Source organism: Variovorax sp. YR752 (assembly GCF_943372545.1).
The window spans coordinates 1-14,465 of the sequence record NZ_CALRZC010000092.1; the positions used below are offsets into that span (position 1 = coordinate 1).

13 protein-coding genes are annotated in these 14,465 nt (G+C 69.1%); 2 read left to right on the forward strand and 11 right to left on the reverse strand.

The genetic code is table 11. The features are described from left to right. A partial coding sequence (locus AAG801_RS20985; RefSeq protein ID WP_341890111.1) for a crossover junction endodeoxyribonuclease RuvC occupies positions 1-207 on the forward strand: 207 nt, incomplete at its 5' end. Positions 208-214: 7 nt separating this feature from the next. Here the strand turns inward: AAG801_RS20985 and AAG801_RS20990 are convergent. Beyond that, positions 215-1,537 (reverse strand): aminotransferase class I/II-fold pyridoxal phosphate-dependent enzyme, encoded by a 1,323-nt coding sequence (locus AAG801_RS20990; RefSeq protein WP_341890112.1) that lies wholly within the window; start codon positions 1,535-1,537, stop codon positions 215-217. A gap of 114 nt (positions 1,538-1,651) precedes the next feature. On the opposite strand from AAG801_RS20990, the gene AAG801_RS20995 reads away from it, so the two are divergent. Continuing rightward, positions 1,652-2,599 carry a LysR family transcriptional regulator gene (locus tag AAG801_RS20995; RefSeq protein ID WP_341890113.1) on the forward strand — a complete coding sequence of 316 codons (948 nt, stop codon included), beginning with the start codon at positions 1,652-1,654 and terminating at the stop codon, positions 2,597-2,599. A 12-nt stretch (positions 2,600-2,611) separates the two neighbouring features. Here the strand turns inward: AAG801_RS20995 and AAG801_RS21000 are convergent, their stop codons facing one another. The 10 genes from AAG801_RS21000 to murD form a co-directional block, all read right to left on the reverse strand. After that, complete coding sequence (locus tag AAG801_RS21000; protein WP_192194973.1) at positions 2,612-2,788, reverse strand: hypothetical protein; 177 nt, start codon at positions 2,786-2,788, stop codon at positions 2,612-2,614. A gap of 21 nt (positions 2,789-2,809) precedes the next feature. After that, entirely contained in the window at positions 2,810-3,733 is a 924-nt protein-coding gene (gene lpxC / locus AAG801_RS21005; protein WP_056575680.1) for a UDP-3-O-acyl-N-acetylglucosamine deacetylase, read from the reverse strand. 228 nt (positions 3,734-3,961) lie between these two features. Beyond that, on the reverse strand, positions 3,962-5,176 hold the full coding sequence (ftsZ, locus tag AAG801_RS21010) for a cell division protein FtsZ (protein ID WP_099795080.1): 1,215 nt from the start codon (positions 5,174-5,176) through the stop codon (positions 3,962-3,964). Between the two features lie 169 nt (positions 5,177-5,345). Beyond that, positions 5,346-6,575 (reverse strand): cell division protein FtsA, encoded by a 1,230-nt coding sequence (gene ftsA / locus AAG801_RS21015; RefSeq protein WP_056575685.1) that lies wholly within the window; start codon positions 6,573-6,575, stop codon positions 5,346-5,348. 20 nt (positions 6,576-6,595) lie between these two features. Continuing rightward, a complete protein-coding gene (locus AAG801_RS21020) occupies positions 6,596-7,384 on the reverse strand; it encodes a cell division protein FtsQ/DivIB (RefSeq protein ID WP_192194972.1) in 789 nt (262 codons plus the stop codon). Positions 7,385-7,387: 3 nt separating this feature from the next. Further along, positions 7,388-8,359 carry a D-alanine--D-alanine ligase gene (locus tag AAG801_RS21025; RefSeq protein WP_341890114.1) on the reverse strand — a complete coding sequence of 324 codons (972 nt, stop codon included), beginning with the start codon at positions 8,357-8,359 and terminating at the stop codon, positions 7,388-7,390. Continuing rightward, complete coding sequence (gene murC, locus AAG801_RS21030) at positions 8,356-9,831, reverse strand: UDP-N-acetylmuramate--L-alanine ligase (RefSeq protein WP_341890115.1); 1,476 nt, start codon at positions 9,829-9,831, stop codon at positions 8,356-8,358. The genes AAG801_RS21025 and murC overlap by 4 nt, the downstream gene beginning before the upstream one ends. Further along, entirely contained in the window at positions 9,828-10,892 is a 1,065-nt protein-coding gene (murG, locus tag AAG801_RS21035; protein ID WP_341890116.1) for an undecaprenyldiphospho-muramoylpentapeptide beta-N-acetylglucosaminyltransferase, read from the reverse strand. The genes murC and murG overlap by 4 nt, the downstream gene beginning before the upstream one ends. Further along, entirely contained in the window at positions 10,889-12,106 is a 1,218-nt protein-coding gene (gene ftsW / locus AAG801_RS21040) for a putative lipid II flippase FtsW (protein WP_341890124.1), read from the reverse strand. Before ftsW ends, murG begins: the two co-directional genes overlap by 4 nt. Before the next feature lie 74 nt (positions 12,107-12,180). After that, positions 12,181-14,460: a UDP-N-acetylmuramoyl-L-alanine--D-glutamate ligase gene (gene murD, locus AAG801_RS21045; RefSeq protein ID WP_341890117.1), complete on the reverse strand. Its 2,280-nt coding sequence runs from the start codon at positions 14,458-14,460 to the stop codon at positions 12,181-12,183. Between the last annotated feature and the right edge of the window lie 5 nt (positions 14,461-14,465).

Genomic DNA, 14,465 nt, shown 5'->3' on the forward strand with positions numbered 1-14,465 from the left:
GGCCACGGCCAGGCTGCGAAGGCGCAGGTGCAGGAAATGGTGAAGCGCCTGCTCGACCTGCCCGGCCTGCCGGGCGCCGATGCGGCGGACGCGCTGGGCATCGCCATCACGCACGCGCAGGTCGGCCGCTCGATGGCGCGACTCGCGGAAGCGGCCGAGCTGTCGAAGACCCACGCCGGCACCTACCGGCAAGGGCGTTCGCGCTGACGGAGCTTCAGCGCACGATGTAGCGCAACTCGCCCAGGCGCTGGCGGCGTTCGCGCACCTCGGCGGCCACGGCGGGCGCATCGCCTGCCAGCGCCCGCGCGATCCAATTGGCCAGTTGCGGCATGTCCTCGGGCGTGAGGCCCAGACGCACGATCTCGGGCACGCCCAGGCGCAGGCCGTTGATGTCGCCGTCGACCGGCGCGATCGGCAGGCCGATGCCGCAGGCCAGCAGGCCGCCCTGAGCGAGCTGCTTCGCGGCGCGTTGCCCGCCACCCCAGCGCGCGGCCTCGAGCGCGAACTGGTGCGACTGCGTGAAGCCACGCGCCTTGGCGAACACGGGCAGGCCCTCGGTATCGAGCGCGCGCGCCAGCGCCTGCGCGGTGTCGCGCATCGCCGCCGCATAGGCCACGCCGTGCACCTTCCAATCGAGCAGGCCACGGGCCAGCGCCGCCGTGCGGCCCGCGTCCGAGTTGGCCGTGAGGCCGGGGTAGGCGATGGCGTCGATGCGCTCCATCAGCGCCGCGTCGTTCGACACGATCAGCCCGCCGGCCGGACCGCCCAGGCTCTTGTAGGTGCTCATGGTGATCGCGTGCGCGCCTTCTTCGAGCGGCTGTGGCCAGGCCTTGCCGGCCACCATGCCCGAGAGGTGCGCGGCATCGAACAGCAGCTTCGCGCCCACGCTGTCGGCCACCTCGCGGATCGCGGACACCGGGTGCGGGAACAGGTTCAGGCTGCCGCCGATGGTGATGAGTTTCGGCTTCACCTCGCGCGCGAGCTTGGCCAGCGCGACCACGTCGACCGAGTAGCCGTCGGCATCGACCGGCGCCGGCACGGTCTTCAGGCCGTAGAGCCCGGCCGCGCCCGCCGCGTGGTGCGTCACGTGGCCGCCGATGGCGGGCGGCGGCGCGATGATCGTGTCGCCGGGCTGGCAGGTCGCCATGAACACATAGAGGTTCGACAGCGCGCCCGAGCTCACGCGCACCTCGGCGAAGCGCGCGCCGAACACCTCGGCCGCCAGCTCAGCGGCGACGACCTCGATGCGTTCGATGGCTTCCAGCCCCATCTCGTACTTGTCGCCCGGGTAGCCCAGCGACGGGCGCGAGCCCAGCCCGCGCGACAGCAGCGCCTCGGCGGCGGGGTTCATCACGTTGGTGGCCGGGTTGAGGTTCAGCCCGTCGACGTCGTGGATGCGGTGGTTGTCGGCCACGAGGCGTTCGATCTCGGCGGCCACGCCCGCCGCGTCGCGCGCGGCGGCGTCGGCGGCGATGGCGAGCACGTGGTCCTCGCTGGCGGCGGGAACCCAGGAACGGCGGTGAAGGGCTGCGGGCATGCGGTGTCTCACTGGGAGTGGTGGAAGGGAATGACCGCATGGTCGCGCCCTGTGCCTGCGCCGGCAACACGGATAAACTGGGCCCGAGCCCTAGAAAAACTTGGCCTCCACACCATGTCCCTCGCCCCACCCCGCCCTCGCCTGCCACCGCACACGGCCGTGCGTGCCTTCGAGGCGGCAGCACGCCACGGCAGCTTCGCGCGCGCGGCCGAAGAGCTGTTCGTGACGCCCGCCGCCGTCGCACAGCAGATCAAGGCGCTCGAGACCTGGGCCGGCGGTGCGCTGTTCGAGCGGCACAGCCAGGGCATCCGGCTCAGCGCGCACGGCCGGCGCGCGTTGCCCGCGCTCAGCACGGCCGTCGACCAGCTCGGCCTTGCCGTGCAGGCGCTGCGCCAGGAAACGCAGACCGCCGCGCGCCGCAGCACACTGCAGGTGGCGGCCCTGCCGGCCATGGCGCAGCTGTGGCTGTCGCCGCGGCTCTCCCGGCTGAAGGCCGCGCTGCCCGGCGTGCAGGTGTCGGTGACGGCGCTGGAGCAGCCGCCGAACTTTCGGCGCGAACCCTTCGACCTCGGGCTGTTCTACGCACACGGTGCCGAGGCCGCCGTCGGCGCGACGGGCATCCCGCTCGCACGCGACCGCCTCGTGCCCGTGTGCAGCCCGCGCGTGCAGCCGTCGCTGGACAGCGGACGCCCGCGCCCGCTCGACGATCTCATCGACGTACTCGCGCGCTGCGGCGGCCTGCACGACACGGTGTGGCGCGACGACTGGTCGCGCTGGCTGCAGGCCGTGCGCCCCGGCACCACCTCGACCGAAGCCGATGCGCTGGCTGCCGGGCCCGATTTCTCGCTCTACAGCCTCGCGCTGCAGGCCGCGCTCGACGGCGAAGGGGTGCTGATGGGGCGCGAGCGGCTGGTGGCGCCGCTGCTCGAGAAAGGCCGGCTGCACGCGCCCTGGGGGCGGCCGAAGGCACTGGGAGACACGTTGATGTTGCTGGTGCCCGCGCATCGCAAGGGGCCGCTGCTTGCGCAGCAGGTGCAGGCGCTGCAGGCCCTGGTCGATTGAACGGCTGGCTGGCTACGCGACGCGCTCGGCGATCAGAACGGCGAAGAAGCCGAGCGCAGCAAGAATCGTCCACTTGAAGACGACCCAGCCGAAGCGACGGTACTTGACCTGCCCCGTGCCCGCATAGAACGCGAAGGACACGCCCGCCACCAGCAGAAGCAGCAGGATGGCCCAGCGAAAGAGAAGCATCGGAAAAAGCGTGCGCCCCGCTTACCAGGCCCGCGCCACTTCGCCGAAGCCGCGCGGTGCGCGCTTCTCGTCTTCGAAGGTCACGACCTCGTAGGCGTCGCTGTGCGAGAGCAGTTCGCGCAGCAGCTTGTTGTTGAGCGCATGGCCCGAGCGGAACGCGGTGTATGCCGCCAGCAGCGGCTTGCCGATGATGTACAGGTCGCCCATGGCGTCGAGGATCTTGTGCTTCACGAACTCGTCGTCGTAGCGCAGGCCGCCGGCATTGAGCACCTTGGTGTCGTCCATGACGATGGCGTTGTCCAGGCCACCGCCGAGCGCCAGGCCCTTGCTGCGCATGTACTCGACCTCTTTGGTGAAGCCGAAGGTGCGCGCGCGTGCGATGTCGCGGCTGTACGAGTCGGTGCCCAGGTCGAACTCCACGCGTTGGCCGGTGGAGTTGACGACGCGGTGGTCGAAGTCGATCTCGAAGCTCAGCTTGAAGCCGTGGTACGGCTCCAGGCTCGCCCACTTCTCGTTGGCGCCCTCGCCTTCGCGCACCTCGACCTTGCGCAGTACGCGGATGAAGCGGCGCGGCGCCTTCTGCAGCTCGATGCCCGCGCTTTGCAGCAGGAACACGAAGGACGAGGCCGACCCGTCGAGGATCGGCACTTCGTCGGCCGTGATGTCGATGTAGAGGTTGTCGATGCCCAGGCCCGCGCAGGCGGACATGATGTGTTCGACCGTCTGCACCTTGGCGCCGCCCGTGGACACGGTGGACGCCAGGCGCGTGTCGGTGACCGATTCGGCAGTCATGCGGATCTCGACCGGCTCGGGCAGGTCGACACGGCGGAACACGATGCCCGTGTCGGCCGGGGCCGGTCGCAGGGTCAGCTCCACGCGTTGGCCGCTGTGTAGCCCCACGCCCACGGCGCGGCTGATCGACTTGAGGGTTCGTTGTTGCAGCACGCCCATGATTTTAGGCGGGCTGCGACCTTGACGCCCTATTCCCCTGGCTATGGCCGCGATAGACATGGACCGGTCAAAAAAGAAAGCGCAAAAAAAGCCGGGGAGCCCCCGGCGGTGGACGCAAGGGGCACGAGGTGAACGCAGCGCCTAGAGCCGGGGGTCAGTCCCTTTCAGGTCTTCCCCGTCCCCTTGCGAACCCTCGTGCCCTCTGCGTTCAGTGGCCTGCGGTCAATCTGCTTGACGGCGCAGGAATGCAGGAATCTCGAAGTCGTCCATGCCACCCGACGACAGCGCGTCGACCTTGGCGGCGGCCATCGTGCGGTTGGTGCGCCACACGCTGGGCACGGCCATGCCGTCGTAGTTGGGCTGGCTGCCCGAACCACCACCCGCGTGGCCCATGCCGCCAAGCGTCGGCACGGTGAACGGGATGTTGTCGGTGCCGGTGCGGATCACTTCGAGCGTCGGGGCCTGGCGGCGTGCGTCGGCGCGCGACAGACCCGTGGCCACCACCGTGACGCGCATCTGGTCGCCCAGGCTTTCGTCGTAGGCAGCGCCGTAGATCACGTGCGCGTCCGGCGAGGCGTAGGCGCGGATGGTGTTCATCGCGAGCTTCGACTCGTTCAGCTTCAGCGAACCCTTCGATGCCGTCACCAGCACCAGCACGCCCTTGGCACCCGAGAGGTCGATGCCTTCGAGCAGCGGGCAGGCCACGGCCTGCTCGGCGGCGATGCGCGCGCGGTCCGGGCCTGCAGCCGCGGCCGTGCCCATCATGGCCTTGCCGGGTTCGCCCATCACGGTGCGCACGTCTTCGAAGTCGACGTTCACGCCGCCGTACTCGTTGATGATTTCCGAGATACCGCCCACGGCGTTCTTCAGCACGTCGTTGGCGTGCGCGAAGGCTTCGTCCTGCGTGATGTCTTCACCGAGCACGTCGAGCAGCTTCTCGTTGAGCACGACGATCAGCGAGTCGACGTTGGCTTCGAGCTCGGCCAGGCCGGCATCGGCGTTGGTCATGCGGCGACCGCCTTCCCAGTCGAAGGGCTTGGTCACCACGCCCACCGTCAGGATGCCCATTTCCTTGGCCACGCGCGCGATCACGGGCGCCGCGCCGGTGCCGGTGCCGCCGCCCATGCCGGCCGTGATGAACAGCATGTGCGCGCCATCGATGGCGGCGCGGATGTCGTCCACTGCGGCTTCGGCCGCGTCACGGCCCTTCTCGGGCTTGCTGCCAGCGCCCAGGCCGCTGATGCCCAGCTGGATGTTCTTGTGCGCGTTGCTGCGTTGCAGGGCTTGCGCGTCGGTGTTGGCGCAAACGAACTGCACGCCTTGCACACCACGCTCCATCATGTGGGCGACCGCATTGCCACCGCCGCCGCCGACACCGATCACCTTGATCTGCGTGCCCTGGTTGAATTCTTCGACTTCGATCATTTCGATGGTCATTTCTAACTCCTTGAATATTGCAGTTGCCGTTATGTATCTATGAATATTTCTTCTGCCTGACGTGATCAACGGGATCGCCGTCGCGATGGTGGACCGGTGCGTCGCCATCGCTCGTTGAAATGCAGCGGAGGACCCGCGCGTGCGAGCCAGAGTGGGGAGTGGTTCATGGTCAGAAGTTCCCCACGATGAAGTCCTTGAAACGTCCGAACGCAGTCTTTACGGACCCGTTCTTCTGTGCGACCTTGAAACCACGCATGCGTGCAAAACGTGCTTCTTCGAGCAGGCCCATCACGGTGGCCGCGCGCGGCTGCGCCACCATGTCCGAGAGCGCGCTCGAGTACTTCGGGATGCCGCGGCGCACGGGCTTCAGGAAGATGTCTTCGCCGAGCTCGACCATGCCGGGCATGACGGCGCTGCCGCCGGTCAACACCACACCGGAAGACAGCACTTCCTCGTAGCCCGACTCGCGCACCACCTGCTGCACCAGCGAGAAGATTTCTTCGATGCGCGGCTCGATCACGCCGGCAAGCGCCTGCTTGCTCAACATGCGCGGGCCGCGATCGCCAAGGCCGGGGACTTCGACCTGCGATTCAGGATCGGCCAGCAGCTGCTTGGCATAGCCGTGCTCGACCTTGATGTCCTCCGCATCCTTGGTGGGCGTGCGCAGGGCCATCGCGATGTCGCTCGTGATGAGGTCGCCCGCGATCGGGATCACGGCCGTGTGGCGGATCGCGCCGTTGGTGAAGATCGCCACGTCGGTGGTGCCCGCACCGATGTCGACCAGCACCACGCCGAGCTCGCGCTCGTCTTCGGTCAGCACCGCCTGGCTCGAGGCCAGCGGGTTCAGCATCAGCTGGTCGACCTCGAGGCCGCAGCGGCGCACGCACTTGATGATGTTCTCGGCCGCGCTCTGCGCGCCGGTCACGATGTGCACCTTGGCCTCCAGGCGCATGCCGCTCATGCCGATCGGCTCCTTCACGTCCTGGCCGTCGATCACGAACTCCTGCGGCTCCACCAGCAAGAGGCGCTGGTCGCTCGAGATGTTGATGGCGCGCGCCGTCTCGACCACGCGGGCCACATCGGCGGGCGTGACTTCCTTGTCCTTCACCGCCACCATGCCGCTCGAATTGATGCCGCGGATGTGGCTGCCGGTGATGCCGGTATAGACGCGGCTGATCTTGCAGTCGGCCATCAGCTCGGCTTCTTTCAGCGCCTGCTGGATGCTCTGCACGGTGGCGTCGATGTTCACCACGACGCCGCGCTTGAGGCCGTTGCTGGGCGCGATGCCCAGGCCGGCCAGCTTGAGCTCGCCGCCTTGCAGCACCTCGGCCACGACCACCATCACCTTGGCGGTTCCGATGTCCAGGCCTACGACCAGGTCTTTGTATTCTTTGGGCATGTAGATGTCCTCGGTATTCGCTACTTGATTTTTCTTGGGGCCTCGGGCGAGACCGTGGTGACGCCGCGCAGCCGCAGGGCATACGCGTCGTTGTGGCGCAGATCGGCGCGTTCGACGTCGGCCACCGTGCGGCGGTACTGGCCCGCGACCTGCGTCACGGTCTTCAGGAACCGCTGCAGACGCGCCGACACCTCGTCGCTCTGGCCGCGGCCGAGTTCGATCTCGGCGCCGTTGTCCAGCAGCACCTTCCAGCTGCCGCGGCTGGACAGCCGCAGCTCGGCGATGTCGAAGTCGTAGGGCTCGAACATCGGCGCCAGCACGCGGTACATGCCCAGCACCTGCCCGGCCTGCTCGATCGGGCCGTCCAGGCGCGGCAGGTCGCTGTCGACCTCGGCCACGTTGGCCTCGAACACGTCGCCGAAGCCGTTGATCAGCTTGGAGCCGGCCTCCTCGCCCCACACCGCCACGGGCACCTGCTCGGTCAGCGTCACGCGCAGCTTGTTCGGGAACTCGCGCCGCACCACCGCGCTGCGCACCCACGGCACCGTCTCGAAGGCGGTGCGCGCACGCGCCAGGTCGATGGTGAAGAAGTTGCCCTTGAGCTGCGGCGCCACGTTGGCGCGCAGCGTGACCGCGTTGTTGTGCGTGACCTCGCCGTCCACCTTGATGCCCGAGATCGGGAAGAAAGGCTGGCGCAGCACCCACCACGCGCTCGCCGCCAGCAGCATGAGCGCCACCAGCACGAACGCAACGTTCGCGACGATGTTCATCAGCTTGACGTCGAAGGGAGCGGGGATGCTGTCGGCCATGGCTTAGTTCGCGCCCCCCTTGGCATCGAGCGACGCGGACGCGAGCACGCGCACGCACAGCTCTTCGTAGGGAATGCCCGCCGCGCGCGCCGACATCGGCACCAGCGAATGGCTGGTCATGCCGGGCGAGGTGTTCATCTCGAGCAGGAAGGGCTTGCGGTCGCTGGCGCGGATCATCACGTCGGCGCGGCCCCAGCCGCGGCAGCCGAGCGTGTGGTACGCGGCCAGCGTGATGCGCTGGATCTCGCGTTCCTCGGCCTCGGGCAGGCCGCTCGGGCACTGGTACTTCACGTCGTCGGTGAAGTACTTGTTCTGGTAGTCGTAGGCGCCTTCGGGTGCGGCGATGCGCACCACCGGCAGCGCGCGCGCATCGAGCCCCTGGCCGAGCACGGCGCAGGTCACTTCTTCGCCGTCGATGAATTCCTCGCACAGCACGTCGGCATCGAACTTCGCCGACAGCGCCACGGCATCCTGCATCTGCGAGTAGCCCTCGACCTTGGTCACGCCGATGGACGAGCCCTCGCGCGGCGGCTTCACGATGAGCGGCAGGCCGAGCACGTCGGGCACGACCATGACCTGCTCGCGGCTTTGCTGGTCGAAGGCCAGGCGCACGTACTTGGGCGTCGGCAGGCCGTCGGCCTGCCAGATGCGCTTGGTCATGACCTTGTCCATCGCCACGCTCGAGGCCATCACGCCCGAGCCGGTGTAGGGAATGCCGAGCAGCTCGAGCGCGCCCTGCACGGTGCCGTCTTCGCCATGGCGGCCATGCAGCGCGACGAAGCAGCGATCGAAACCTTCGCGCTTCAGGTCGGTCAGCTCACGCTCCGAAGGGTCGAACGCATGCGCGTCGACGCCGCGCGAACGCAGGGCCTGCAGCACGCCGGCGCCGGACATCAGCGACACCTCGCGTTCGGCGGAACTGCCGCCGAACAGCACGGCGACCTTGCCGAAAAGTTGTGGTTCCTGAAGGCTCACGAGGCCCTCCCCTTGCGCGCAGTGCGCTCTGAAGTTGTTGATGAGGGTGCGGGCGACGGCGCGACAACCGCGCCGAGTTCGACCACCTTGCCCGGCACGGCGCCGATGGAGCCTGCGCCCATGCACAGCACCACGTCGCCCGCGCGGGCGTTGTCCAGAATGGTCTGCGGCAGCGCGCCGATGTCGTCCACGAACACCGGCTCGACCTTGCCGGCCACGCGCAGCGCGCGCGCCAGCGACCGGCCATCGGCCGCCACGATGGGGGCCTCGCCTGCGGCATAGACCTCGCCCAGCAGCACCGAGTCGGCGGTGCCGATGACCTTCACGAAGTCTTCGAAGCAGTCGCGCGTGCGGGTGTAGCGGTGCGGCTGGAAGGCCAGCACCAGCCGGCGGCCCGGGAAGGCGCCGCGCGCGGCGGAAATGGTCGCCGCCATCTCGACCGGGTGATGCCCGTAGTCGTCGATGACGGTGAAGCAGCCGCCGGCCGTGTCGTTCGGCACGGCGACGTCGCCATAGCTCTGGAAGCGACGGCCCACGCCCTTGAAGCCTTCGAGGCCGCGCTGCACGGCCTCGTCGGGAATGCCGAGCTCGACGGCCACGGCGATCACTGACAGCGCGTTGCGCACGTTGTGCTCGCCCGGCAGGTTCAGCACGATGGGCAGGTCGGGCAGCGTCACGCCGTTGCGGCGCTGCGCGGTGAAATGCATCTGGGCGCCGACGGCGCGCACGTCAATGGCGCGCACCTGGGCGTCTTCGCCGAAGCCGTAGCTGGTGACCGGGCAGGTCACGTCGGCCACGATGTCGCGCACCGCCGGATCGTCGGTGCACAGGATGGCCACGCCGTAGAACGGCATGCGGTGCAGAAAGTCGACGAAGGCTTTCTTGAGCTTCGCGAAGTCGTGCCCGTAGGTCTCCATGTGGTCGGCGTCGATGTTCGTGACCACCGCCATCACGGGCAGCAGGTTCAGGAACGAAGCGTCCGACTCGTCGGCCTCGACCACGATGTAGTCGCCGCTGCCCAGCTGCGCATTCGCGCCGGCGCTGTTCAGGCGACCGCCAATCACGAAGGTCGGGTCGAGCCCGGCGGCGTCGAGCACGCTCGCCACCAGGCTGGTGGTGGTGGTCTTGCCGTGCGTGCCGGCGATGGCGATGCCCTGCTTCAGGCGCATCAGCTCCGCGAGCATCAGCGCGCGCGGCACGACCGGAATGCGCTTCTCGCGCGCGGCCAGCACCTCGGGGTTGTCCGACTGCACGGCGGTGGACGTGACGACGGCGTCGGCGCCGTCGATGTGCGCGGCGGCGTGGCCCACGAAGGTGCCGATGCCCAGGCCCGCAAGGCGGCGCAGCGTGGCGCTGTCCGACAGGTCGGAGCCGGTGATCTTGTAGCCCAGGTTCAGCAGCACCTCGGCGATGCCGCTCATGCCGGAGCCGCCGACGCCGACGAAGTGGATGTGACGGATCGCGTGCTTCATTTCGCGAGCTCCTCGCAGGCGCGGACAACCGCCTCGACGGCTTCGGTCTTCTGCATAGTCTTGGCCTTCTGGGCCCGTTCGATCAGGGTCGCGCGTTCGGTTGTCTGTAGCAAATCAGCCAGCAATTCAGGGGTGAGGTCGGTCTGTTGCACCAGCCAGCCGCCGCCCGCGTCGACGAGGAAGCGTGCGTTGGTGGTCTGGTGGTCGTCGACCGCCGAGGGGAAAGGCACGAACAGCGCTGCTGCGCCGACGGCCGCGATTTCGGTGACGGTGCTGGCGCCCGCACGCGCGACGATGAGGTCGGCCTCGGCGTACGCCTGCGCGGTGTCGTCGATGAAGGGCGTGAGTTCGCCCTCGACGCCGGCCGCTGCATAGTTGGCGCGCAACTCGTCGATCTGCTTGGCGCCGCTCTGGTGCAGCACCTGCGGACGAAGGTCGGGCGCGATGCGGGCCAGCGCCTGCGGCACCACGGCATTGAGCGCACGCGCGCCGAGGCTGCCGCCGACCACCAACAACTTGAGCGGACCCGTGCGGCCCGCGAAACGCGTGGCCGGATCGGGCTGCGACGTGAACGCCGCGCGCAACGGATTGCCCACCCACTGCGCCTTCTTCAGCACATTCGGGAAGGCCGTGAACACGCGGTCTGCAACGCCCGCCAGCACCTTGTTGGCGAGGCCGGCGACCGAGTTCTGCTCGTGCAGCACCAGCGGCTTGCCCATCAGCACGCCCATCATCCCGCCGGGGAAGGTGATGTAGCCACCGAGGCCCACCAGCACGTCGGGCTTCACGCGGCGCACCACGCCCAGGCTCTGCCAGAAGGCGCGCAGCAGCTTCAGCGGCAGCAGGAACAGCGTGAGCGGGCCCTTGCCGCGCACGCCGCCGAACTGCACCGGTTCGAAGGCGAAGCCGCGCGGGGGCACGAGTTTTTCTTCCATGCTGCCGGGCGCGCCCAGCCAGTGCACGCGCCAGCCGCGCTCGCGCAGGGCCTCGGCCACGGCCAGGCCCGGGAAGATGTGGCCGCCCGTGCCGCCTGCCATGACGAGTGCAGTACGCGTCGTCATACGCGACCTCCCCGCATGAGCACGCGGTTCTCGTAGTCGATGCGCAGCACGACAGCCAGCGCCACGAGGTTCATCAAGATCGCCGAGCCGCCGAAGCTCATCAGCGGCAAGGTCAGGCCCTTGGTCGGCAGTGCGCCGAGGTTCACGCCCATGTTGATGAAGGCCTGGAAGCCGACCCACACGCCCACGCCCTGGGCCACGAGGCCCGAGAACACGCGGTCGAGCGCGATCGCCTGGCGGCCGATGTGCATGATGCGGCGCGTGAGCCAGAGGAACATGCCGATGATCAGCAGCACGCCGATGAGGCCGAACTCTTCGCCGATCACGGCCAGCAGAAAGTCGGTGTGCGCTTCGGGCAGCCAGTGCAGCTTCTCGACGCTGCCGCCCAGGCCCACGCCGAAGATCTCGCCGCGCCCGATCGCGATCAGCGAGTGCGACAGCTGGTAGCCCTTGCCCAGCGCGTGCTCTTCGCTCCACGGATCGAGGTACGCAAAGATGCGCTCGCGGCGCCACGGGCTGCTCGCCACGATGGAGCCGAAGGCCACCACCACCAGCGTCGCGATCACGAAGAACATGCGCGCGTTCACGCCGCCCAAAAACAGGATGCCCATGGCGATCACGGCGATCACCATGAACGCGCCCATGTCGGGCTCGGCCATCACCAGCATGCCGACCACCACCACCGCGATGCCCATCGGCAGCACGGCGCGGAAGAACCGCTCCTTGATCTCCATCTTGCGCACCATGTAGCTGGCGGCGTAGAGCACCATCGCGAACTTGGCCAGCTCCGACGGCTGGAAGCGCATGAAGCCCATCGGCAGCCAGCGGCGCGCGCCGTTCACGTTGATGCCGATGTGCGGAATGAGCACGGCCACCAGCAGCAGCAGCGAGGCGACGAAGAGCCAGGGCGCGGTGCGCTCCCAGGTCTTCATCGGGATCTGGAAGGTCAGCAGCGCGGCGATGAAGGCGATGATCAGCGAGGCCGCGTGCCGCGTGAGGAAGAACGACGGGCCGTAGCCGGCGCGCGCGAAGCGCGGGTTGTCGGGCAGCGCGATCGAGGCCGAATACACCATGATCAGGCCCCAGGTCATCAGTGCGACCGTGACCCAGACCAGCGCCTGATCGAAGCCCAGCACGCGCATCGGCGTGGCCTTGGTCTGCGCGATGCCGGCGCCGCCCAGCCGCACGGGCAGGTGCACGGGCAGCGAATCCATGCCGCTGCGGGCACGCCGGAACCAGCCGCCGAAACGGCTGCCGGTGCGGGTTTCCTGGCCTGCGGCTGCGGAGTTCAAATCGGGTCCTCCATCGATCCGGCGGTGGACAGCGACGCGCTGGGCACGTACGACACCACGGCGTCGTCGCCACCCACGGCATCGCGCGGGCTGTCGGCGTAGGCCTCGACGGCCTCGCGGAACACCTCGGCGCGGTGCGCGTAGTCCTTGAACATGTCGAAGCTCGCACAGGCCGGTGACAGCAGCACGGCATCGCCGGGGTGGGCGCGCGCGGCGGCGAGCTTGACGGCTTCTTCCATCGAACCCGCGTGCTTCAGCGACACGCCCGTAGTGGCCAGCGCGGCCTCGATGAGCGGGGCGTCGCGGCCGATGAGCACGACGGCGCGCGCGTACTGGCGCACGGGGTCGGCCAGCGGCTCGAAGTCCTGGCCCTTGCCTTCGCCGCCGAGGATCACGACCACGCGGCGCTCTTCGCCAAGGCCGCTCAATGCGGCCACGGTGGCGCCGACGTTGGTGCCCTTGCTGTCGTCGAAGAACTCGACCTCGTCCACGATGGCGATCGGCTCGACGCGGTGCGGCTCGCCGCGGTACTCGCGCAGGCCGTAGAGCATCGGGCCCAGCGGGCAGTCGGCGGCGCTGGCGAGCGCGAGGGCCGCCAGGGCGTTCATGGCGTTGTGGCGGCCGCGGATGCGCAATGCGTCGGCGGGCATGAGGCGCTGGAAGAAGATTTCTTCTTCGACCACCGCGCCGCGCTTGCGCTTCTGCGTTTCGTCGGCTTCCAGCGCGCGCACCAGCCACGACACGCCGTTGATGCGCTCGATGCCGTAGTCGCCGGGACGCAGCGGCATCGCGCCACCGAAGGTGACGTGGGTGCGGATCTGCGGACGCTGCAGCTTCACGCGAACGGGCGGCGGCAGCATGGCCATCACGCCGGCGTCGTCGCGGTTGAGGATCATCAGGCCCTTGGCGCCGAAGATGCGCGCCTTCGCGGCCGCGTAGGCCGGCATGTCGCCATGCCAGTCGAGGTGGTCCTGCGTGAGGTTGAGCACGGTCGCGGCCGTGGGCTCGAAGCCCTGCACGCCGTCGAGCTGGAAGCTCGAGAGTTCGAGCACCCACACCTCGGGCAGCGTGTCGGCATCGATGTGCGCGGCCAGCGTGTCGAGCAGCGTCGGGCCGATGTTGCCGGCCACGGCCACGGTCTTGCCCGCACGCTCGACCAGCTGGCCGGTGAGCGAGGTGACGGTGGTCTTTCCGTTGGTGCCGCTGATCGCGAGCACGGCCGGCGTGTAGCCCTTGGGCGCTTCGGGCTCCGGCTCGGGCACGAGCCGAAGCTGGGGCGTGGCCTCTTCCTCGACTGCGGCCGAGGCCGGGTTGGTGGCGGACAGCTCGGCGATCGTGGCGACGAACGCGGCGGCCTCCAGCGCGGCGGTGGGCACGTAGGGCTTGCCGGGGGGCGGGAGCCGGGAGAGGCTGGCGGCGGACACGGGCGCGGGCGGCGCATCGGGTGCGTCGGCGGTGGCAGCCGGTGCTGCGCCTTCTTCCGTGGCGGCGTCTTCAGCGACGACGTCTTCGGCGGGCGGCGTCACCGGCACGCTCAGCGATGCATCGCGCGGCATGGCTTCGGCCATGGTGGGCGGTGTGGCTTCGACAGCTTCGGTCGGTTCGACGGGAGCGACGGGTTCGGCTTCTGCGGCAGTCGCATCGACTGGCAGTGCGGCTTCGATCGGCTCTGCCGTCGGCTCGGGGGCCACGGCGTCAGTGGGTGCAACAACGTCAGTTGCTTCAACAGGCGCAGCCGTTTCGGCCTCGCCCTCGACAACCGCAGCAGCCTCCAGCGCAGGCACTTCCGGCGTCTCGACCACCGCAGCATCCGCCACAGGGACTTCTTCGCTCAAGGCCAATTCGGCCTGAGCAGGCGTTTCAACGACGGGTTCAGCCACAGCGGCTTCAACCGGCACGTCAGCCTCGACTTCCACCACCGGCACTTCGACCGTCCGCAGGTCGAGCAGCGCGCGCGCAAACAGGTCCAGCTCGCCGCCGACCACGAGGCCCACGGCCTTGGCGGCATCGACGACCGGCGCCAGCGTCGCGGGCGACAGGCCCGGCGAGCGGTACACGGCGCGGATCGGCGTGCCTTCGACCAGCGCAGCCGTGAACGGTCCGCCGATGAAGGTCGCGTCGGGCAACTCGGCTTGCAGCGTCGCCAGCGAGGCCGGGGCCTCGCGCGTGTCGGCTACGGTCACGACCGCGCCGTGGCGCGCGCACCAGCGCGCCATCGCCAGCCCGGACGCGCCGAGGCCGAGGATGAGAACGGGGAGGTCTTTCAGGTGCCGCATGGTTG

Coding starts and splice junctions, on each gene's coding strand:
- murC (WP_341890115.1), bottom strand. CDS start 9,831: ATGAAGCACGCGATCCGTCACATCCACTTCGTCGGCGTCGGCGGCTCC.
- AAG801_RS21020 (WP_192194972.1), bottom strand. CDS start 7,384: ATGGCCGACAGCATCCCCGCTCCCTTCGACGTCAAGCTGATGAACATC.
- ftsA (WP_056575685.1), bottom strand. CDS start 6,575: ATGCCCAAAGAATACAAAGACCTGGTCGTAGGCCTGGACATCGGAACC.
- murG (WP_341890116.1), bottom strand. CDS start 10,892: ATGACGACGCGTACTGCACTCGTCATGGCAGGCGGCACGGGCGGCCAC.
- AAG801_RS20990 (WP_341890112.1), bottom strand. CDS start 1,537: ATGCCCGCAGCCCTTCACCGCCGTTCCTGGGTTCCCGCCGCCAGCGAG.
- murD (WP_341890117.1), bottom strand. CDS start 14,460: ATGCGGCACCTGAAAGACCTCCCCGTTCTCATCCTCGGCCTCGGCGCG.
- ftsZ (WP_099795080.1), bottom strand. CDS start 5,176: ATGACCATCGAAATGATCGAAGTCGAAGAATTCAACCAGGGCACGCAG.
- AAG801_RS20995 (WP_341890113.1), top strand. CDS start 1,652: ATGTCCCTCGCCCCACCCCGCCCTCGCCTGCCACCGCACACGGCCGTG.
- AAG801_RS21000 (WP_192194973.1), bottom strand. CDS start 2,788: ATGCTTCTCTTTCGCTGGGCCATCCTGCTGCTTCTGCTGGTGGCGGGC.
- ftsW (WP_341890124.1), bottom strand. CDS start 12,106: ATGGATTCGCTGCCCGTGCACCTGCCCGTGCGGCTGGGCGGCGCCGGC.